The sequence below is a fragment of the Staphylococcus sp. GDY8P67P genome (assembly GCF_017892545.1).
In the GTDB taxonomy this organism is placed as follows: Bacteria; Bacillota; Bacilli; order Staphylococcales; family Staphylococcaceae; genus Staphylococcus; species Staphylococcus ureilyticus.
Genome location: NZ_JAESLH010000012.1, coordinates 83,390 through 103,588, shown reverse-complemented (window position 1 = coordinate 103,588; position 20,199 = coordinate 83,390). Strand labels below are relative to the sequence as shown.

General features: G+C 32.9%; 20 protein-coding genes. 4 read left to right on the top strand and 16 right to left on the bottom strand.

Going from position 1 to position 20,199, the window contains the following annotated elements:
- Nucleotides 1-42: 42 nt before the first annotated feature.
- The 11 genes from KA833_RS05095 to KA833_RS05045 form a co-directional block, all read right to left on the bottom strand.
- Complete coding sequence (locus KA833_RS05095; protein WP_064209099.1) at nt 43-1,116, bottom strand: ABC transporter substrate-binding protein; 1,074 nt, start codon at nt 1,114-1,116, stop codon at nt 43-45.
- The gene (locus tag KA833_RS05090; protein WP_046207866.1) at nt 1,113-1,925 is read right to left on the bottom strand and encodes an ABC transporter permease; all 813 of its coding nucleotides are present in this window, start codon (nt 1,923-1,925) and stop codon (nt 1,113-1,115) included. The genes KA833_RS05095 and KA833_RS05090 overlap by 4 nt, the downstream gene beginning before the upstream one ends.
- 5 nt (nt 1,926-1,930) lie before the next feature.
- A complete protein-coding gene (locus KA833_RS05085) occupies nt 1,931-2,734 on the bottom strand; it encodes an ABC transporter permease (protein ID WP_210128072.1) in 804 nt (267 codons plus the stop codon).
- Nucleotides 2,727-3,821: an ABC transporter ATP-binding protein gene (locus KA833_RS05080; protein ID WP_046207868.1), complete on the bottom strand. Its 1,095-nt coding sequence runs from the start codon at nt 3,819-3,821 to the stop codon at nt 2,727-2,729. Before KA833_RS05080 ends, KA833_RS05085 begins: the two co-directional genes overlap by 8 nt.
- Nucleotides 3,822-3,832: 11 nt before the next feature.
- Nucleotides 3,833-4,372: a helix-turn-helix domain-containing protein gene (locus KA833_RS05075; protein ID WP_064209102.1), complete on the bottom strand. Its 540-nt coding sequence runs from the start codon at nt 4,370-4,372 to the stop codon at nt 3,833-3,835.
- A 170-nt stretch (nt 4,373-4,542) separates the two neighbouring features.
- Nucleotides 4,543-4,815: a UPF0223 family protein gene (locus KA833_RS05070; protein WP_046207870.1), complete on the bottom strand. Its 273-nt coding sequence runs from the start codon at nt 4,813-4,815 to the stop codon at nt 4,543-4,545.
- A 234-nt stretch (nt 4,816-5,049) separates the two neighbouring features.
- Nucleotides 5,050-6,456 (bottom strand): dihydrolipoyl dehydrogenase, encoded by a 1,407-nt coding sequence (gene lpdA / locus KA833_RS05065; protein ID WP_046207871.1) that lies wholly within the window; start codon nt 6,454-6,456, stop codon nt 5,050-5,052.
- Between the two features lie 3 nt (nt 6,457-6,459).
- Nucleotides 6,460-7,758 carry a dihydrolipoamide acetyltransferase family protein gene (locus KA833_RS05060; RefSeq protein ID WP_064209103.1) on the bottom strand — a complete coding sequence of 433 codons (1,299 nt, stop codon included), beginning with the start codon at nt 7,756-7,758 and terminating at the stop codon, nt 6,460-6,462.
- A 145-nt stretch (nt 7,759-7,903) separates the two neighbouring features.
- Nucleotides 7,904-8,881, bottom strand: a complete 978-nt coding sequence (locus KA833_RS05055) for an alpha-ketoacid dehydrogenase subunit beta (RefSeq protein ID WP_046207873.1) — start codon at nt 8,879-8,881, stop codon at nt 7,904-7,906.
- 3 nt (nt 8,882-8,884) lie between these two features.
- On the bottom strand, nt 8,885-9,997 hold the full coding sequence (gene pdhA / locus KA833_RS05050) for a pyruvate dehydrogenase (acetyl-transferring) E1 component subunit alpha (protein ID WP_046207874.1): 1,113 nt from the start codon (nt 9,995-9,997) through the stop codon (nt 8,885-8,887).
- A gap of 265 nt (nt 9,998-10,262) precedes the next feature.
- Nucleotides 10,263-10,889: a YkyA family protein gene (locus KA833_RS05045; protein WP_192946507.1), complete on the bottom strand. Its 627-nt coding sequence runs from the start codon at nt 10,887-10,889 to the stop codon at nt 10,263-10,265.
- 122 nt (nt 10,890-11,011) lie between these two features.
- Here KA833_RS05045 and def point away from each other — a divergent pair, with 122 nt between their 5' ends.
- Complete coding sequence (gene def / locus KA833_RS05040) at nt 11,012-11,563, top strand: peptide deformylase (RefSeq protein WP_046207876.1); 552 nt, start codon at nt 11,012-11,014, stop codon at nt 11,561-11,563.
- Between the two features lie 53 nt (nt 11,564-11,616).
- On the opposite strand, the gene KA833_RS05035 is transcribed toward def, so the two are convergent.
- Nucleotides 11,617-11,889 (bottom strand): hypothetical protein, encoded by a 273-nt coding sequence (locus tag KA833_RS05035; protein ID WP_064209104.1) that lies wholly within the window; start codon nt 11,887-11,889, stop codon nt 11,617-11,619.
- 494 nt (nt 11,890-12,383) lie between these two features.
- Here KA833_RS05035 and KA833_RS05030 point away from each other — a divergent pair, with 494 nt between their 5' ends.
- Nucleotides 12,384-12,599 (top strand): DNA-dependent RNA polymerase subunit epsilon, encoded by a 216-nt coding sequence (locus tag KA833_RS05030; protein WP_046207878.1) that lies wholly within the window; start codon nt 12,384-12,386, stop codon nt 12,597-12,599.
- Complete coding sequence (gene rnjA, locus KA833_RS05025; protein WP_064209105.1) at nt 12,599-14,470, top strand: ribonuclease J1; 1,872 nt, start codon at nt 12,599-12,601, stop codon at nt 14,468-14,470. The genes KA833_RS05030 and rnjA overlap by 1 nt, the downstream gene beginning before the upstream one ends.
- A 228-nt stretch (nt 14,471-14,698) precedes the next feature.
- Here the strand turns inward: rnjA and KA833_RS05020 are convergent, their stop codons facing one another.
- The 3 genes from KA833_RS05020 to KA833_RS05010 form a co-directional block, all read right to left on the bottom strand.
- Complete coding sequence (locus tag KA833_RS05020) at nt 14,699-15,358, bottom strand: potassium channel family protein (RefSeq protein WP_019467854.1); 660 nt, start codon at nt 15,356-15,358, stop codon at nt 14,699-14,701.
- An 89-nt stretch (nt 15,359-15,447) separates the two neighbouring features.
- Nucleotides 15,448-16,464 (bottom strand): cytochrome d ubiquinol oxidase subunit II, encoded by a 1,017-nt coding sequence (locus KA833_RS05015; protein WP_046207932.1) that lies wholly within the window; start codon nt 16,462-16,464, stop codon nt 15,448-15,450.
- The gene (locus tag KA833_RS05010) at nt 16,464-17,816 is read right to left on the bottom strand and encodes a cytochrome ubiquinol oxidase subunit I (protein WP_064209106.1); all 1,353 of its coding nucleotides are present in this window, start codon (nt 17,814-17,816) and stop codon (nt 16,464-16,466) included. The genes KA833_RS05015 and KA833_RS05010 overlap by 1 nt, the downstream gene beginning before the upstream one ends.
- Before the next feature lie 200 nt (nt 17,817-18,016).
- Here KA833_RS05010 and KA833_RS05005 point away from each other — a divergent pair, with 200 nt between their 5' ends.
- Entirely contained in the window at nt 18,017-18,256 is a 240-nt protein-coding gene (locus KA833_RS05005; RefSeq protein ID WP_046207881.1) for a glutaredoxin family protein, read from the top strand.
- A gap of 226 nt (nt 18,257-18,482) precedes the next feature.
- On the opposite strand, the gene ptsP is transcribed toward KA833_RS05005, so the two are convergent.
- Nucleotides 18,483-20,198 carry a phosphoenolpyruvate--protein phosphotransferase gene (ptsP, locus tag KA833_RS05000; RefSeq protein WP_070038019.1) on the bottom strand — a complete coding sequence of 572 codons (1,716 nt, stop codon included), beginning with the start codon at nt 20,196-20,198 and terminating at the stop codon, nt 18,483-18,485.
- Nucleotide 20,199: the final 1 nt, after the last annotated feature.

The following is a 20,199-nucleotide window of genomic DNA, read 5'->3' as shown; positions in this document are numbered from 1 at the left end:
TATTATATCGAATAAACGATAAAATAACTACTATACTACGCTTTAATTTAACGACATTTTAAAATTTAAAAAGCGTTCATTATATTCACTTAATGTATCCTTACCTAAATCTTTATAGACTTCTAATCTTGCTTGTGTACGTTTTGAAGGATAAAATCGTTCATCGTCTTTGATATTTTTTGGTAATTGTGCTCTTGCAGTCTTATTAGGTGTTGCATAAGCTACCCATTCCGTATTTTGTTTACTATTCTGTGCATCTAACATAAAGTTGATAAACTTGTGTGCACCTGCTTTATTTTGAGCAGTCTTGGGAATAACCATGTTATCAAACCACAAGTTTGACCCTTCTTTGGGTACCACGTAATCAAAGTCGCTATTATTTTGCACAATTGGCGCTGCTATACCGCTCCACACAACCGCGATATTTGCTTCATGTTGTTCAAGCATCATAGTTATTTCATCACCAACGACACCTTTAATATTAGGACTTATTTGTTTCAAATCATGTTCAACTTCTGCTAAGTGTTGTGTTTTTTTATCATTTAAACTGTAGCCTAATTTGTTTAAACCTAAACCTATAACTTCTCTTGCACCATCCACTAATAAAATATCATTTTCATATTTTGGGTTATATAAACTTTCCCACGAATTAAAGTTATCTTTTGGATACACATTTTTATTATATAAAATACCAACTGTACCAAAAAAGTATGGTACTGAATAACGATTATCTCTATCAAATGACATGTTCATATAATCTTTATCTAAATTTTTTATATTTGGTATTTTCTCATGATTTAAAGGCAATAACAAACCTTCTTTTTTCATTTTTTCTATCGTATATTCACTTGGAAAAGCAACATCATAATTTGTTCCACCATTGCGTATTTTGGCTTCCATAGCCTCATTAGAATCAAACGTCTCGTACACAACTTCAATACCAGTTTCCTTTTGGAATTTTTTTACTAAACTTGGATCAATATATTCTCCCCAATTATACACATATATTTTTTCACCTGAAGCAGAGTGCTCTTTTTCAGTGAGTTTTTGACTTATCCATAGACATAGTAATCCAACAAAAATTGAGAGCAAGATTAATTGTAAAAATCGTTTCATTGTTGAGTCACCTGCTTCAATGCTTTATTTCGTTTGATAATTTTTTGTATCAAATAATATCCAAGAATACCTATGATTATTGTTATAAAAAGTATAGTCGATATCGCATTAATTTCCATACTTATACCTTTTCTAGCCATAGCATAAACTTCTACTGATAATACACTAAATCCGTTTCCCGTAACGAAAAAACTAACTGTAAAATCATCTAATGAATAAGTTAATGCCATAAAAAAACCGCCAAGAATTGCTGGGAATAAATGTGGTAACATCACTTTGTTTAACACTTGTAACTCAGTGGCACCTAAATCTCTAGCAGCATCTAACGTATGTGCATTCATTTCATATAATTTAGGCAACACAATTATCACTACAATTGGAATGCAAAATGCAATATGTGAAATGAGCACAGTGATAAAACCAAGACCTAACCCTGTAAAGTGACCAATTGCCGTAAACATAATCAAAAATGATGCACCAATAACAACATCGGAAGAAACCATTAGCACATTATTTAAAGTTAGTAATGAAATTTTTAATTTCTTATTCCTTAAATGATATAAAGCAATGGCTCCCATTGTTCCGACGACCGTTGCAATTGCAGCAGCTAATAATGCCACTGCAATCGTATTAAAAATAACCGATAACAATCTGTCATTGTTAAATAAAGATAGATAGTGCGCTAATGTAAAATGCTCAAAATGAATCATATTACCTGCTGAATTAAATGAATAAAACATTAAAAACAGTATAGGGATGTACAATACTGCAATTAATATACCGATATATAGTTTGCCATACCATTTCATATGATTCACCCTTTTCCATTTGTAGATTTATTATTTGTGATGATTAAGACAAATGCCATAAAGAGAATGAGAAATAATGCAATTGTAGAACCCATTCCATAATTTTGAATTACAAGAAATTGTTCCTCTATCGCCGTTCCAATATTAATCACTTTATTTCCAGCAATTAACCTTGTAATCATAAACAAAGAAAGTGCAGGAATAAATGTAACTTGCACTCCAGTTAATACACCTCGTTTAGTTAAAGGCATGATTACTTTTTTAAAAGTGGCTAAACGACTAGCACCTAAATCACTTGAAGCTTGTAATAAATTATTTGGTATGTCTTTCATATTATTAAAAATTGGTAAAATCATAAATGGAATATAAATATAACTTGCTACAATTATAAACGCTGGTCCTGTAAATAACAGTTCCGTTCTAGGTAAGTGTAAACTATATAATATTCGGTTGATAATACCATCATGACTGAACAATCCGATAAATGCATAGGTCTTTAGAAGTAAATTAATCCAAGTAGGTATAATTAATATCAATAACCATACATTCTGATGTTTTGATGTACGAATAAAATACGCCGCTGGATAACTAATAAGTAATGTAGTCAGCGTAATAAGTACAGCGTACAATACAGAGTCCCATAACATTAAAAAATATTTGGTTGTCATCATTTGTTTATAATTTTCTAAACTAAAATTACCATGGATATCAATCATAGAAAAATAAATTAACAAAATAACTGGCACAACAATAAATAAAATCATCCACAAAATGTATGGTATAAATAAAAATCTATTTATTTTACGCATTATCATTTACCTCATAACTATTAATGCGTTTATCAAATTCTGCTTCAGTTTCACCTGGTACCATAATATGAATCGCTTCTGGTTCAAAATATAAACCTACTTTACTGCCTACTTCAGTTTTCTTTGTTGAATGCACCATCCACTCATAACCTTTTCTATCTACACAATTGATTTCGTAGTGCACACCTCTAAATAACATGGATTCAACAGTCACTTCAAATAACCCATCCCCAGGAGATACTAATGCAATGTCTTCTGGTCTGATAACGACTTCAACTTGTTGTTGACTCGGAATTCCCATATCAACACACTTAAATGATTGATCGTAAATATTAACGACATAATCTTTGACCATCGTACCTTGCAAAATATTAGATTCCCCAATAAAATCAGCAACAAATCGATTTACTGGTTCATCATAAATATCAATCGGCGTACCAAATTGTTGTATTTTTCCATCTTTCATTACAAATATATAGTCACTTAGTGCCAATGCTTCTTCTTGATCATGTGTTACAAATATAAATGTAATGCCTAATCTAGATTGAATTTCTCTTAATTCATATTGCATTTCAGTTCTTAGTTTTAAATCTAGTGCTGATAATGATTCATCTAGAAGTAAAATCTCAGGTTCGTTTACAATAGCACGCGCAATCGCAATTCTTTGCTTTTGTCCGCCACTCATGCCTTCTATCATTCTGTTTTCAAAGCCAGTTAATTTCACTAATTTTAAAGCATCTTGTACCTTAGTTTTAATGACTTCCTTGTTTAATTTTTTTATTTTTAATCCAAATGCGATGTTATCAAATACAGTCAAATGTGGAAAGAGTGCATAATCTTGAAAAACTGTATTTACTTTTCTCTTATTAGCAGGAACTTGATTAATTGATTTTCCTTGATAAATGATTTGGCCATGATCAACTTGTTCAAAGCCTGCAATCAATTTGAGAATTGTAGTTTTGCCACAACCAGATGGACCTAATAGTGTATAAAAATGTCCAGATTCAATATTTAAATCTATGTTATCTAATATTTGAGTTCCATCGTAAGCTTTGCTTACCGATTCAAATGTCAATAAAGGGTTCATGTATTGTCCTCCTATAAATATGATGCTGTTGCAACAACCATCACTTTCACATCTTGTGACGTAAGGTTCTTTAACCTATGTATTTGGTTTGCTTTAAAATATAACGCGTCCCCTTCTTCAGCGTGATAATAATCACTCCCTAATAAAAGCGAAACCTCACCTTGTAAACAATATATGAATGTGTCGGAATCTGAAGGATCAAAACTTTTATAAGATGCATTAGGTCTTAAAGTAAGTATTAAAGGTTCCATTTCGAAATTATTTGATTGTGTAATTGGCCAATTCAATAAATATCCTCTATCAGATTCATCATAGTGAATTTGCTCATTTTTCTTATATAACACCTTAGTATTCGCTGAATCATTAAAAAATTCACGAGGGGTCGTACCTAACACTTCTAAAATATTAAAAAAAGTTTCCATACTTGGTGAAGCGTGTTCACTTTCTATTTGCGAGACATATCCTTTAGATAAATCTGTACGTTCTGCTAACTCACTTTGAGTAAGTTGTTTAATATTTCTTAGATTTTTTAATTTTTTCCCTATCTTCATTTTGTCACCTTATTTTATAACTTCTACTTTTACACATTTAAAGCTTAATTGTTAATCACAACGTTAGCATGCTCTACACAAAAAAACCATATTTTGTTTACTTTTATCAAACATTATGTTTAGTGCTTAATAAAAGTATCAAAATATGGCTAATATGACAATAGTTAAATTTATTCTGAGCTAAAATATTTTTGGTTAGAAGCCTCTTTGACTGATTTTACAGCTTTGTAGCTATTATAGCCACTTTGCTTCTCAAATTCTTTAAATATTTGCTTTTCTTGAGCTTTACCTGGAACTACTTTTTTAAATTGACTGTAGCGTTCTAACAAAAGCTTGCCCTCAACTTTTGACTCGTAGTATTGCTCAATGGCATTAAAAAAAGCTACCACTTGCATCATTTCTTCATTTGTCCATTCAAGATCAATAGGATATGAATATTCCATATCATTACACTCCCTTTTGTTAACAAGTAGTTATCAAAATTTTAAAAAAGTAAAAAAAAGAGCGGGACAGAAACCAATATATTAAATTGATTTCTTATTCCCGCCCTATATATTTGTTATCGCCTTTAAATGTTTGAACATTGACTTGAAAGTGCGAGAACAGTGTCCCTGTGCATACTTCCTAATCACTTAAGTTAAAACGTCTAAAGCATAACAATTTGTGCTTATAAATTATTACATTGTATGAATTGGTAATCCTAAAGCTTTTTCAGCAGCTTCCATAGACATTTCACCTAAAGTTGGGTGAGCATGTACAGTTAATGCTAAATCTTCAGCATTCATACCAGATTCAATTGCTAAACCTAATTCAGAGATAATATCAGAAGCACCAGTACCAACTACTTGCGCACCAACAAGTGTATTATCTTCTTTAAGTGTTAACAATTTAACAAATCCAGTTGTGTCATCTAATGATAAGGCACGACCGTTAGCTGCATAAGGGAATTTAGAAGCTGTAACTTCTAATCCTTCTTCTTTTGCTTGGGCTTCAGTGTAACCTACTTGTGCTAATTCTGGTTCAGTGAAACATACAGCAGGCATACCAATGTAATCCACTTCTGATGCTTCTCCAGAAATAACCTCAGCAGCTACTTTCGCTTCATAGCTCGCTTTATGAGCTAATGGTAGCCCAGGAACGATATCACCAATTGCGAAAATGTTGTCGATAGAAGTACGGCTTTGTTTGTCTACTTCTAATAATCCACGATCTGCGAATTTAAGACCTAATTCTTCTAAGCCTAATTCATCAGTGTTTGGACGACGACCTACAGTAACTAATACATAATCAGCATCAATCGTTTGTTCTTCACCTTTAACTTCGTAAGTTACTTTAACACCGTTGTCTGTTTCTTCAGCAGATTTAGCCATTGCTTCAGTAACAATTTCAACGCCTTTTTCTTTCATACCTTTTTTAACAGGTTGTGTCATTTGTTTTTCGAAGCCACCTAAGATATCTTTAGCACCTTCTAAAATAGTAACTTCTGAACCAAAGTTAGCAAAAGCAGTACCTAGTTCTGAACCGATATAACCGCCACCAACTACTACTAATTTACCAGGAACTTCTTGTAAATTTAAAGCACCAGTTGAATCAATAACGCGATTGCCAAATTCGAAATTAGGAATTTCAATTGGTCTAGAACCAGTTGCAATAATTGCATGTTTAAAGTTATAAGTTTGAGCGCTCTTCTCATCCATAACACGTAAACTGTTGTTATCTACGAAATAAGCTTCACCTTTAACAATCTCTACTTTATTACCTTTTAATAATCCTTCAACGCCACCTGTTAATTTCTTAACTACTGACTGTTTGAATTCTTGAACTTTGTCAAATTTAAGTGAAACACTTTCAGCAATAACACCTAAATTTTCAGAGTTTTTAGTTTCATCATAACGGTGAGATGCGTGTAATAATGCTTTTGATGGAATACATCCAACGTTAAGACATACACCGCCTAATTCGCCTTTTTCAACGATTGTTACTTTTTGACCTAATTGTGCTGCACGAATTGCTGCAACATATCCTCCAGGTCCTGCTCCGATTACAATAGTATCTGTTTCAATTGGGAAATCTCCAACTACCATGTTTTACCCCTCCATTAATAATAATTCTGGATTATTTAATAAACGCTTGATATGGTTCATTGCATTTTGTCCAGTAGCACCATCGATTTGTCTATGGTCAAAGCTTAATGATAATGATAATACTGGCGCAGCTACAATTTCACCATCTTTAACGATAGGTTTTTGGGCAATACGACCAATACCTAAGATAGCTACTTCTGGATGATTTATCACTGGTGTAAACCATTGTCCACCTGCTGATCCAATATTACTAATAGTACAAGTAGCACCTTTCATTTCATCTGAAGTTAATTTACCATCGCGTGCTTTTACAGCTAATTCATTAATCTCATCTGAAATTTGGAACATAGATTTACGATCAGCATGTTTTACAACAGGGACTAATAAACCTCTGTCTGTATCTGCTGCGATACCAATATTCCAATAATGTTTGTGTACAATTTCGCCAGCTTCTTCATTAAATTCTGTGTTAAGCGCTGGATATTTTTTAAGCGCAGAAACGAGTGCTTTCACAACGTAAGGTAAGAATGTTAATTTAGTACCTTGCTCAGCTGCTACTTCTTTGAATTTTTTACGGTGATCCCATAATTCTTGAACATCGATTTCATCCATTAAAGTAACGTGAGGTGCAGTGTGTTTAGAATTCACCATTGCTTTTGCAATTGCTTTACGCATAGCAGGAATTTTTTCTGTTGTTTCTGGGAATTCTCCTTCACTAGAAACTGGCGCTGATTGTGCTGCGCTCGCAGAAGTTTCTTCTGCAGTTTCAGGTGCGCTCTCAGTTGAAGCTGCACTTGCATCTCCATTTAAGTATGCATCAATGTCTTCTTTCGTTGTACGTCCATTTTTACCTGAAGCTACAACAGCTTTAATATTCACACCATTTTCACGTGCATATTTACGTACTGAAGGCATTGCTTTAACACGTTTGTTTTCATCTACATCTGCATCAGCTGATGATTGTGTCGCAGCTGCTTCAGAACTTTCTTCTTTAGCAGGTTCTGCTTCTGTTTCTTCTGCAGATTCACTGCTATCGCTACCTTTAAATTCCATATCTTCTGCATCAGGTGCGTCAATTTTAACAATTGTATCGCCGACAACAGCTACTGTACCCTCATCTACAAGTACTTCCTCTACTGTACCTGACACAGGTGATGGGATTTCTACTACAGATTTGTCATTTTGTACTTCAGCTAAAACATCATCTTCTTCGATATTATCTCCAGCTTTAACAAACCATTTTACAATTTCACCTTCGTGGATACCTTCACCAATATCGGGTAATTTAAATTCAAATGCCACGTTATTATCCTCCTAAAAATTCATATTTAGTCAAAAATTAGAAAATGAGAACGGAACTTATGATTCGCAATCTCATGCTGTTTTATTATTAATAATTGAAGCTGGGATAACATTTCAAAAGCTATCCCAAACTTATTAATATTTATTAAAATTCTAATGTTGCTTTTGCTTTTTCAATGATATCGTTTTTGTTTGGTAACCAAACATTTTCTGCTTGAGTAAACGGATAAACGGTATCAGCAGCAGCTACACGAGCAATTGGTGCTTCTAATGATAGGATTGCACGTTCAGCTAATTCAGAAGCAACTGTTGCTCCAACACCAGCTTGGCGTTGTGCTTCTTGAACTACAACTGCACGTCCAGTTTTTTCTACTGAAGCAACTAACGTTTCTAAGTCGATTGGTTGTACCGTACGTAAATCAATCACTTCCACTGAATGACCATCTTTTTCTAACTCTTCAGCAGCTTTTAATGATTCTTGTACCATGGCACCGTAAGCAATTAAAGTAATGTCATTACCTTCTTGTTTGACACTTGCTTTACCAATTTCAATTGTATACTCTTCTTCTGGAACTTCTTCACGGAAAGAACGATACAATTTCATGTGCTCTAAATATACAACTGGGTCATTACTTCTAATTGCAGAAATTAATAATCCTTTTGCGTCATAAGGGCTTGATGGAATAACTACATTCAATCCTGGTGATTGCGCTAAGATACCTTCTAAATTATCTGCGTGTAGTTCTGGAGTATGGACACCACCACCAAATGGAGCACGAATTGTTACTGGTGCTTGTTTTGAGTTACCAGAACGGAAACGTGTACGTGCAATTTGACCTGCAACAGAGTCAAATACTTCAAATACGAATCCTAAGAATTGGATTTCCATTACTGGACGGTAGCCTTGTGTAGTTAAACCTAAAGCTAAGCCACCAATTCCAGATTCAGCTAGAGGTGTATCAAATACACGGTCTTCACCGAATTCTTTTTGTAATCCTTCAGTTACACGGAATACACCACCGTTAACACCGACGTCTTCACCGAAAAGTAAGACATTTTCATCATTTTGTAATTCGGTTTTAAGCGCATTGTTAATCGCTTGAACCATTGTCATTTGTGCCATCGGTTACTTCGACTCCTTCTCTTTGTAGATTTCATATTGTTCTGCTAAATGTTGAGGCATTTCTTCATACATATTTTCCATTAAGTCTGTAACTGTTTGTTTTTCTGTATTATCCGCTTCTTTAATAGCAGTTTTAATTTCAGCTTTCGCACGATCGATTACTTCGTTTTCTTTCTCTTCAGTCCATAGACCTTTATTTTCTAGATGTTTTCTAAAACGAACTAACGGATCTTTTTTCTCCCATTCAGAATCTTCGTCTGAAGTTCTGTATTTCGTTGGATCGTCACCAGCCATTGTATGTGGACCATAACGATAAGTAATTGTTTCAATAAGTGTTGGACCCTCACCGTTCACAGCACGATCACGCGCTTCTTTAGTTGCTTGATATACTGCAAGTGCATCCATTCCATCTACTTGTATGCCAGGAATACCTACTGAAATCGCTTTTTGAGCTAATGTTTCAGCAGCTGTTTGTTTACTACGTGGCGTAGAAATCGCATAGTTATTATTTTGAATCACAAAAATTGCTGGCGCTTTGTAAGCTGAAGCGAAGTTAATACCTTCATAGAAATCACCTTGTGAAGAACCACCATCACCAGTATATGTGATTGCTACAGCTTGTTTCCCACGTTTTTTAAGTCCAAGTGCAACACCAGCAGTTTGTACATATTGTGCACCGATAATAATTTGTGGGCTTAGCGCGTTAACACCCTCAGGCATTCTATTTCCTTTGAAGTGACCTCTAGAGAATAAAAACGCTTCAGTTAATGGCAAACCTTGCCAAATTAATTGTGGTACGTCACGATAACCAGGAAGAATGAAGTCTTCTTGTTCTAATGCGTATTGAGAAGCTAATTGTGAAGCTTCTTGTCCAGCAGTAGGCGCATAGAATCCTAATCTCCCTTGTCTATTTAAAGAAATAGAACGTTGATCAAGAATACGTGTCCAAACCATTCTTTCCATTAATTCTACTAATTGCTCGTCTGATAAATCAGGTACTAGATCTTCATTAACGATATTACCGTCTTCATCCAAAATTTGGATCATTTCAAATTGAGATTCAGTATCTTTCAATACTTTCTCTGCATCGAATTGGGCTTTTAATTTCGGAGCCATTCAATTCACCATACCTTTCCCGTATAATAGAAATTCATTTTATCCTTTAACATTGTATCACAAAACTGTTTCACTGTTAAACAAATATGAAAAGTTCTGTAATACAGTAAATAGGTACAGTTTTAAAACTGTATCACTAATTTCAAACTTGCTGTACTATATTTTTCTCAAGTTTCAAAGCGTCAATGTCCAAAAGAATGTAAGCGCCCTCATTTATAATGCTATAGTTATTTACATTAAATTTCAAATTAATAGCATTTTTATGTTAATTTAAATTATCAACATCTTGTTTTTCTTTATTTACTTTTTCCATTGCGTCTTTGTATTTATTAAACGATTTGTCCATAGTTTTATATGATTTGGATACAGCTTCTGTTTTTTTATTCATTTCTTCTTGATTAGCTTGATCACGTGAGCCATATTCAAATAAATCTTTTTCTTTATCCATAATATTTTTATATGAATTTGCATAGTTATCATGTGCCTTATATTTATCTTTCAAAGCATCATTTAACTCTTTCACTTCTTTTTTCTTATCTTTGTCACTAATATTATCTAAATGTTTTTGAGCTTTTTTAAACGCTTCTTCTGAATTATCTAAAGCATTTTCTTCTTTTTTAAATTCTTTTTTTCTTTTCTCAACATTATCTACAATTTTTTCAGAAGTTTGTTTTGCTTCTTGTTGGTCTTTACCATTGATTTTTTTAACAAGTTTTTGTTTTTCTTGCTCTAGTTCGTTAAGTTTTTTGCCTACTGAAGAAACAGGCTTTTCTTCATCAAATGCTTGTTGTATCTTTTCATTATAATCTTTTATTTCACTTTTATCCGTTGTACATCCAGCTATAAGTACTGTGGAAGCTAGTATGGCACCAATACCATATTTAAATTTCATTTTGAAAAATCCTCCTTTTTCGTGTGCTATATTATATAATAAATTTTAATAAATCAAATGAATTACTGTATTTTATTTGGTAATCTTTGGTATATTTTATATTAAGGAAGGTGTATGAACAAATGTTAACAATGAAAGATATAATTCGAGATGGACATCCTACGCTACGCGAAAAAGCTAAAGATGTCGAGGTTCCATTATCAAATGAAGATAGAGAAACATTAAAAGCTATGAGAACATTTTTAATAAATAGTCAAGATGAAGAAACTGCTAATAAATATGGTCTCCGTTCTGGTGTCGGACTTGCAGCGCCACAGATTAATATTTCTAAAAAAATGATTGCGGTTTATTTACCGGATGATGGCGAAGGTAAAAGTTATGACTTGATGTTAGTGAATCCTAAAATTATGAGTCATAGCATTCAAGAAGCTTATCTACCTACTGGTGAAGGGTGCTTAAGCGTAGACGAAAATATACCAGGCCTAGTACACCGTAAATATAGAGTTACTGTTAAAGCAAAAGACATAGATGGTAACGATGTCAAATTACGTTTAAAGGGTTATCCAGCCGTTGTGGTTCAACATGAAATAGATCATATTAATGGCATCATGTTTTATGATCACATAGATTCAGAACATCCATTGCAACCTCATGAAGATGCAGTAGAAGTATAAAAAAAGAACTGTTAGTAAACGTGCCAATCGCGTACGCTTACTAACAGTTCTTTTTACATAAAGTCGTCTCTTCTTTCATGGTATATAATATTGAGCTCTTGTAACTCTTTTTTCAAAGCATTTAATTCTTGAATATCAATAAATACAGGGTCATGATTGTGTTTCACATAATTTTGATCTTCATTTACAGTGTCAATGATTTCATTATAATTGAAAAACATGATAACTTGTTCCGCACGTATTTCAAATGTAATATCTTGAAAGACCTTGTCAGTTCGTTGTTTCTCACTTTTAATATCTTCAACAATACGCTTCACTTTATCCATATCAATCATCCTCATCTCGTCTTTATTACTTTCTACTATTACTTTCTATTTTAAATTATTAATTATTATATTTCCTTTTAATCATAATTAATTTTTATTATTGACTCAAGCTATATGATGATTCATTTAATATTTGAATATATGTAGCCTAAATTTACTTAGTTAAATACCTTTTATAAAGTGAATCACTTTTTTCTACATATTAAGCTTTAGCAGAAAATAAAACTGCTTTATTTATTCTACTACATCATGTAAAATGAGAAATAACTGAAAACATACGAATATGTTCTATTTGTATTTTTCTATACGAACGAATTTAAAATGACCCTAGAAACATACTGGGCAACTGCTCGTATGTTCTCTTTATATAAAACGTAGTTTCAATTCACTTTTAGTGAAATTTATTTTATTTAAAATTGAGAAACTCACAAAATATTATACATTTCAGGGTTTATATAAATAATCTAACCAAAACTTAGGAGGAAATAGATATAATGGCAGTATTTAAAGTATTTTTTCAACATAACAAAGATGAAGTAGTCGTAAGAGAACACACACAAACAATTTATGTTGAAGCTCAATCAGAAGAACAAGTAAGAAGATATTTGAAAGACCGTAATTACAATATCGAGTTTATTACTAAACTTGAGGGCGCACATTTAGAATATGAAAAACAATCAGATCATTTTAATGTGGAGCAAGCTGAGTAATGAAACAAATTCATAAAAATGAAGTTGCGGTATATGCCCTTGGTGGCTTAGGTGAAATCGGAAAAAACACTTATGCCGTAGAATATCAGGATGAAATCGTAATTATAGATGCAGGTATCAAATTCCCTGATGATAATTTATTAGGAATTGATTACGTGATTCCTGACATTACTTATTTAGAACAGAATCAAGACAAAATAGTTGGTCTGTTCATAACACACGGCCACGAAGACCATATAGGTGGTGTGCCCTACCTATTAAAACAAATAAACGTGCCTATATATGGTGGACCATTAGCTTTAGGTTTAATCAGAAATAAATTAGAAGAACATCACTTGTTAAGAACAACAGAACTTGTTGAAATCGAAGAAAGCTCTGTTATTAAATCTAAACATTTCGAAGTTTCATTCTATTTAACAACACATAGTATCCCAGAATCATATGGTGTTATCGTTAATACACCAGAAGGCAATATTGTTCATACTGGTGATTTCAAATTTGACTTTACGCCAGTTGGTGAACCAGCAAATATTGCGAAGATGGCAAAACTTGGAGAAGAAGGTGTCCTTTGTTTACTTTCAGACTCTACTAATTCATTAGTTCCTGACTTTACATTGAGTGAGCGTGAAGTTGGCCAAAATGTTGAAAAGATATTCCGTAATTGTAGTGGTAGAATCATCTTTGCTACTTTTGCATCTAATATATATCGTGTTCAACAAGCTGTTGAAGCTGCAATTAAACACAATCGTAAAATTGTAACTTTTGGTCGCTCAATGGAAAACAATATTAAAATTGGTATGGAACTCGGTTATATTAAAGCACCACCTGAAACTTTTATAGAACCAAATAAAATTAATAGTGTGCCTAAACATGAATTACTAATTTTATGTACTGGGTCACAAGGTGAACCAATGGCGGCTCTATCAAGAATTGCTAATGGTACACACAAACAAATTAAAATTATTCCAGAAGACACTGTAGTATTTAGTTCTTCACCTATTCCAGGTAATACTAAAAGTATTAACCGCACTATAAATGCATTATACCGAGCAGGTGCTGAAGTCATACACAATAAGGTATCAAATATTCACACATCTGGTCACGGATCTAAAGGCGATCAACAATTAATGTTACGCTTGTTACGTCCAAAATTCTTCCTCCCAATTCATGGTGAATATCGCATGTTAAAAGCACATGGCCAATCAGGAATTGAATGTGGTGTGGAACCAGACAACGTGTTTATCTTTGACATCGGTGATGTTTTAGCTTTAACACATAATTCAGCTAGAAAAGCTGGAAGAATACCATCTGGCAATGTTTTAGTGGATGGTAGCGGTATTGGAGATATCGGAAACGTAGTTATCCGAGATAGAAAACTATTGTCAGAAGAAGGCCTAGTCATCGTCGTTGTTAGTATAGACTTTAAAACGAACAAATTACTATCTGGTCCTGACATCATTTCTCGTGGTTTTGTTTATATGCGTGAATCTGGTCAATTAATTTATGATGCCCAAAGAAAAATCAAAACAGATGTTATTTCTAAACTGAATCAAAATCCAGAAATACAATGGCATCAAATTAAATCATCAATCATTGAAACACTACAGCCGTATTTATTTGAAAAAACTGCACGTAAACCAATGATTTTACCAGTGATCATGAAGGTAAATGAAGATAATACATCTTCTCAAAATAAAAAAACACAAAATAAACCAAATCAGAAAAAAGACAATTCAAAAAAACACAATAGTAAATCTCAAAACAAAAATACAAAAGATACTAACAACAAAGATAATAAAAACATCGCTCAGAAAGCAAAACAAAAACAAAAAAATGATGGTAACCAAACGGACCAATCAACCAAATCATAATCAAACTCAATGCTTCATCCATTTGTAATGGATGAGGCATTTTTATATTAAACACTTGCTATTTTGACTGAGTACATTAATTAAAAGTTAAGTTTGAACCTTCGTATAACTTGTCTATTCACAAATATCAAAATCCCTTAAAGAATACACTTTACACAAAAAAGAAGAGTGTGGGACATCACTCACTGTTCTGTTCCACCTCTTCTACGTTAGTTCATATATTAATTTTTATCTTACTACCTTTTTTTCAAATCGGTTTAAGTCATTATCATGACCAATCATAATTAAAATATCCCCAATTTCAATATTTATGTTTGGGTCTGGAGATACGATAATGTCTCTACCTCTTTTAATGGCAATAATACTTATACCATATTGCGCTCTAATATCTAATTCTATAATGGTTTGTCCTGCCATTTTTTCACTAACTTTAATTTCTACTATTGAGTGTTCATCTGCTAGTTCTAAATAATCTAAAACACTAGCACTAGCTACATTATGTGCAATTCTCCTACCCATATCTCTTTCAGGATGAACAACGGTATCTGCACCAATTTTATTTAAAATTTTTGCATGATAATCATTTTGAGCTTTTGCCGTTACTTTCTTAACACCTAACTCTTTTAAAATTAAAGTCGTTAACGTACTCGATTGAATATTTTCACCAATTGCAACAATTACGTGATCAAAATTTCTAATGCCTAAACTTTTCATCACAGCTTCGTCAGTTGTGTCAGCAATTACCGCATGTGTGGCAATATCACTATATTCATTCACACGCGCTTCATCCATATCAATCGCCATAACATCCATATCTAAAGCATTTAATTCTCTAACAATACTACCGCCAAAACGACCTAAACCTATAACCACATATTCTTTATCCATATGCGTCCTCCAAAAATAAGATAATTGAAATATATCAAATATCCGTAGCTTAAACAATAAACATCGCTACTATATTTAAGTATATTCGTCTATTTTTTACCTTCAACATATTTTTTATCAAAAACAAATAATCTCAATAATAATATTAGCGATGGAATTAGTAAAAGTAAACCTAAAATAAATGCGATGATTAAAGCAATAGCCATCCCACTATTCACAACATGTTCATCTATACGAATATATGGATATAAAATGTATGGTAACTTACTTACACCATAACCGAAGAACGCAAAAGCCATTTGTAAAATAACTAAGACAAATGCAAAACCATGCCATTTTTTCATCAATGTGAGTAACATTGTACCAGCAAAACATAAAAAGCTGAGTGCAAACATCCACCAATAATCAAATACCGCTGTATAGAAATGCGTTTCATTTTGCAATCTTAACGATAAGAATACAAATAATGAAATAGCGATCATTGGTGGTCCCCAAAATAAGAACCAGTATCTTAATAAATCATAAGCTGGTTTATCATTCGCTTTAGAAGCATAATAAGTTAAAAATCCAGATGAAATATAAAGTACAGATATGATTGCAAGAAATACAACTGACCATGAATATGGACTTAACAATAATTCAAACCAATTTAAATCTAAATGGTTGCTTGAACCGGTAATATAACCACCCTCAGAAATCGTTAATGTAGTGGCTAATGCAGCTGGTATGAATAATCCTGCTAAACCATAAAGTGCAAGCCATGGTAGTTTTGTGTCTGGTCCATAGTTTTCAAAAGCATAAAAGCCACCTCTTATGGACAACAATATCAACGCAATTGATGCTGGTAAAAGCAACACTGTACCAAAATACATCGCGGAATCTGGGAAAAACCCAACCATTCCTACGAAGAAGAATACGAAGAAAACATTCGTTACTTCCCAAACCGGATTAAGGTAACGTGCAATCAAATGGTTTATTTTTTTATCTTGTTTTGTCAATTTAGCATGTAACGTAAAGAAACCAGCACCAAAATCAATTGATGCAACAATAATATAACAAAATAAGAATATCCATAGTACTGTGATACCTATATATGCGAATATCATCATGCATCACCTCTTTCCGATGAAGTTACTTCAAATTCTTTATATGCTGGTTTATTTTTAAACATCCTTATTAGTACATAAGAAGAAGTAACAATCAATATTAAATATAATATACCAAATAATATTGTTACGAACGTTAAACCACCTGCTTGAGTGGCAGCTTCAGCCACTTTTAGATAACCACGCACAATCCAAGGTTGACGACCTTGTTCCGTTAAGAACCAACCAAATTCTATTGCCAACATCGCTGCAGGTCCAGTTAATAAAGCGCCATATAGCATTGGTTTGGAATAAGTGAATTTTCGTAATTTTTTAAAGCATAATGTTAGTACAAAAGCAGCTGAAACAATTAAACAGAACACGCCCATCGACACCATTAAGTCAAAATAATAATGGACAATCATCGGTGGATGTAGTTCTTTTGGAAATTCATCCAAGCCTTTCACCTTAGTATTAACATTATTATCAGCCAAGAAGCTAAGTAGACTCGGAATTTTAATTGCACCAGTTACTTCTTGTGTTTCTTCATTTAAAGAACCAAAAAGCACTAAATCAGCATTGGATTCCGTATCAAAATGCCATTCATACGCAGCTAATTTTTCTGGTTGTTCTTGATGTAAAAATTTTGCAGATAAATCTCCTGCCAACATAGAACCTAACGTAAAGACAACGCCAAGTATCATTGTTAATTTTAAAGCTTTTTTATGATATTCTGCATCTTTTTTAAACTTATTTTTCACTAATTTGAATGCAGCAATGGCAGCTAGTACAAAAGCCATCGTCATAAAAGCAGTCGTTACAACGTGAAAAGATCTTATTAAAAATGAGTCGTTAAACATTGCCACCCAAGGTTCAACATTTATCATTTTACCATTTTTAATTTCAAAACCAGCCGGTGTATTCATAAATGAATTAACCGCTGTAATAAAGAAGGCAGAGAAAGAACCTCCAATAATCACTGGTATACTAATTAAAAAATGCGTCCATTTACCCTTAAATCTATCCCATGTATATAAGTATATACTTAAGAAAATCGCTTCAAAGAAAAATGCAAATGTTTCCATAAATAATGGTAATGCAATCACATGACCACCCATTTGCATAAATGTTGGCCATAGTAATGACAGTTGTAAACCTATAATCGTACCTGTTACAACCCCCACTGCCACAGTAATCGTATAACCTTTAGACCATCTTTTGGCTAACGTTATATAATGGGGATCATTCTTTTTAATCCCTAAAAACTCAGCAACTGCAAACATCAATGGTACACCTACACCTATTGTTGCAAATATGATATGCACTGCAAGTGTCATTGCAGTTAGAAAACGAGCTAATTCAACTGAATCCATAATATCACCTTTTTAATTTATTTGTGACAAAAATCACAACGTCCATTCATTATAAACCCAATGGCTATGTTTTAAAATTAGTTAAACTCAGAATTAAGTGACAAATTAATGACCAATTACATGTAATTTTATAGCTTGAATTATAATTAAAAGTCACTTACTATTAAAGAAAATGACTTTGTAGAAAGGATTGATGCTGAATGACTGATATCATCATTTACACACAAAATGATTGTCCTCCTTGCACCTTTATAAAAAACTATTTAACTGATAAAGGTTTTAAATATATAGAAAAAAACATTGCTAATCAGCAATATCGAAATGAAATGATTGATTATGATGCATTTGCAACACCCTTTATATTATTGAATGGTGAACCAATATACCAAGTTGATATGGATAAAATTAACCAAGTTTTAAATATTGAAACAACACATTAAATTTCACAACTCTATAAAATTATCTAAATCAACTAGGCTAATAAAGTAATTCATCGCTTTAGTTGTTTTAACTAACCATAACCTAATTTCAGCTATATTAAACAAAATGAGCAAGTAGATAGATGCTCCTTATCCACTGTTATATGTATATCTGCTTAGTATTAAAATAAATCGCAATATAACTAAAAAACTGGTAATCCATTATATAATGAATTACCAGCTTTTTTTATTTCGTATAATTACTTACTAAATCTTGTACTTCTTCAGAAGTAGCACAGTTAATCGCTTTTTGCGCTAACTCTTCCATCTCATTTTTACTTAATCCTTTAATTTGACGACGTGCTTTAAGAATTGATGTAGCACTCATAGAGAATTCGTCTAATCCTAGGCCCAATAGTAATGGAATAGCAATTTCATCTCCGGCCATTTCTCCACACATTCCAGTCCATTTGCCTTCTTTATGAGAAGCATCAATCACTTGTTGTACTAAACGTAAAATTGCTGGATTGTATGGTTGATACAAGTAAGATACTCGCTCTGACATACGATCTGCGGCCATTGTATATTGAATTAAATCATTCGTTCCGATGCTGAAGAAATCTACTTCTTTAGCAAAAACATCTGCTAATGCTGCAGTTGAAGGAATTTCTACCATGATACCAACTTCTATATCATCAGATACTTCAATACCTTCATTTGTTAAATTTTCTTTTTCCTCTAATAACAATGCTTTCGCATCACGGAATTCTTTAATTGTCGCTACCATTGGGAACATAATATTTAATTTCCCATAAGCTGACGCACGTAATAAAGCACGCAATTGTGGTCTAAAAATGTCAGGTTGATCTAAACATAAACGAATCGCACGGTATCCTAAGAATGGATTCATTTCTTCTGGTAAATTTAAATATGGGAGTTCCTTATCTCCACCAATATCTAAAGTACGAACAACAACGCGTTTATCTTCCATTGTTTCAAGTACTTTTTTATAAGCTTCAAACTGTTCATCTTCAGTCGGCATTTCGTCTCTACCCATATATAAAAATTCAGTACGATATAATCCGACACCTTCAGCGCCATTTTCAATTACACCTTTCAAATCATTTGGTGTACCGATATTAGCAGCGAGTTCAGCATGAGCACCATCAACAGTTGTTGTTTCTTCATCGCGTAATTTTTGAAGTTCCTTTTTATCTTCAAAGAAACGTTCACGCTTGTTTTGATATGCAATGACTTCGTCTTCTGTAGGATCAATAATCACTTCGCCAGTTAAACCATCAACAATAATCATATCACCTTGTTTAACTTCTTGCGTGATTGATTTCGTTCCTACTACTGCAGCAATTTCAAGTGAGCGACTCATAATTGCTGAGTGAGAAGTTCTACCTCCAATATTTGTAACAAAACCTTGTACAAATTCCTTGTTTAATTGAGCAGTATCAGAAGGTGTTAAATCATTACCTATAATAACAACGCTTTCATCAATCATACTAGGATTTGGTAATTCCACACCCAATATATGTGCTAAAACGCGTTTTGACACATCACGAATATCTGCAGCGCGCTCTTTCATGTATTCATTATCCATCGCTTCAAAAATAGTAATGAATTGTCCAGTTACATCAGAAAGCGCAGTTGGTGCGTTAACTTGTTCATTTTTTATTTTATCTTCAATCGGTTGAATTAACTCTGGATCATCTAAGACTAGTAAATGTGCATCAAAAATAGCGGCTTTATCAGCACCAAGATTTTTTTCAGCATTATTTCTAATTTTTGTTAATTCAACTTTAGATGTTTCAATAGCATTTTGAAACTTAGCAATTTCTGCGTCGACATCTCGAATCTTCTCACTATCGTATGAAAGATCAGGTTCAACTAATAAATATGCTTTAGCAATTGCTACACCATCTGAAGCAGCAATGCCATTAATATAATTAGACATA

Coding starts and splice junctions, on each gene's coding strand:
- KA833_RS05070 (WP_046207870.1), bottom strand. CDS start 4,815: ATGGAATATTCATATCCTATTGATCTTGAATGGACAAATGAAGAAATG.
- KA833_RS05015 (WP_046207932.1), bottom strand. CDS start 16,464: ATGATATTCGCATATATAGGTATCACAGTACTATGGATATTCTTATTT.
- def (WP_046207876.1), top strand. CDS start 11,012: ATGTTAACAATGAAAGATATAATTCGAGATGGACATCCTACGCTACGC.
- KA833_RS05030 (WP_046207878.1), top strand. CDS start 12,384: ATGGCAGTATTTAAAGTATTTTTTCAACATAACAAAGATGAAGTAGTC.
- KA833_RS05085 (WP_210128072.1), bottom strand. CDS start 2,734: ATGCGTAAAATAAATAGATTTTTATTTATACCATACATTTTGTGGATG.
- rnjA (WP_064209105.1), top strand. CDS start 12,599: ATGAAACAAATTCATAAAAATGAAGTTGCGGTATATGCCCTTGGTGGC.
- KA833_RS05075 (WP_064209102.1), bottom strand. CDS start 4,372: ATGAAGATAGGGAAAAAATTAAAAAATCTAAGAAATATTAAACAACTT.
- KA833_RS05045 (WP_192946507.1), bottom strand. CDS start 10,889: ATGAAATTTAAATATGGTATTGGTGCCATACTAGCTTCCACAGTACTT.
- KA833_RS05095 (WP_064209099.1), bottom strand. CDS start 1,116: ATGAAACGATTTTTACAATTAATCTTGCTCTCAATTTTTGTTGGATTA.
- lpdA (WP_046207871.1), bottom strand. CDS start 6,456: ATGGTAGTTGGAGATTTCCCAATTGAAACAGATACTATTGTAATCGGA.
- KA833_RS05090 (WP_046207866.1), bottom strand. CDS start 1,925: ATGAAATGGTATGGCAAACTATATATCGGTATATTAATTGCAGTATTG.
- KA833_RS05010 (WP_064209106.1), bottom strand. CDS start 17,816: ATGGATTCAGTTGAATTAGCTCGTTTTCTAACTGCAATGACACTTGCA.
- KA833_RS05055 (WP_046207873.1), bottom strand. CDS start 8,881: ATGGCACAAATGACAATGGTTCAAGCGATTAACAATGCGCTTAAAACC.
- KA833_RS05005 (WP_046207881.1), top strand. CDS start 18,017: ATGACTGATATCATCATTTACACACAAAATGATTGTCCTCCTTGCACC.
- KA833_RS05020 (WP_019467854.1), bottom strand. CDS start 15,358: ATGGATAAAGAATATGTGGTTATAGGTTTAGGTCGTTTTGGCGGTAGT.
- ptsP (WP_070038019.1), bottom strand. CDS start 20,198: ATGTCTAATTATATTAATGGCATTGCTGCTTCAGATGGTGTAGCAATT.
- KA833_RS05035 (WP_064209104.1), bottom strand. CDS start 11,889: ATGGATAAAGTGAAGCGTATTGTTGAAGATATTAAAAGTGAGAAACAA.
- KA833_RS05080 (WP_046207868.1), bottom strand. CDS start 3,821: ATGAACCCTTTATTGACATTTGAATCGGTAAGCAAAGCTTACGATGGA.
- pdhA (WP_046207874.1), bottom strand. CDS start 9,997: ATGGCTCCGAAATTAAAAGCCCAATTCGATGCAGAGAAAGTATTGAAA.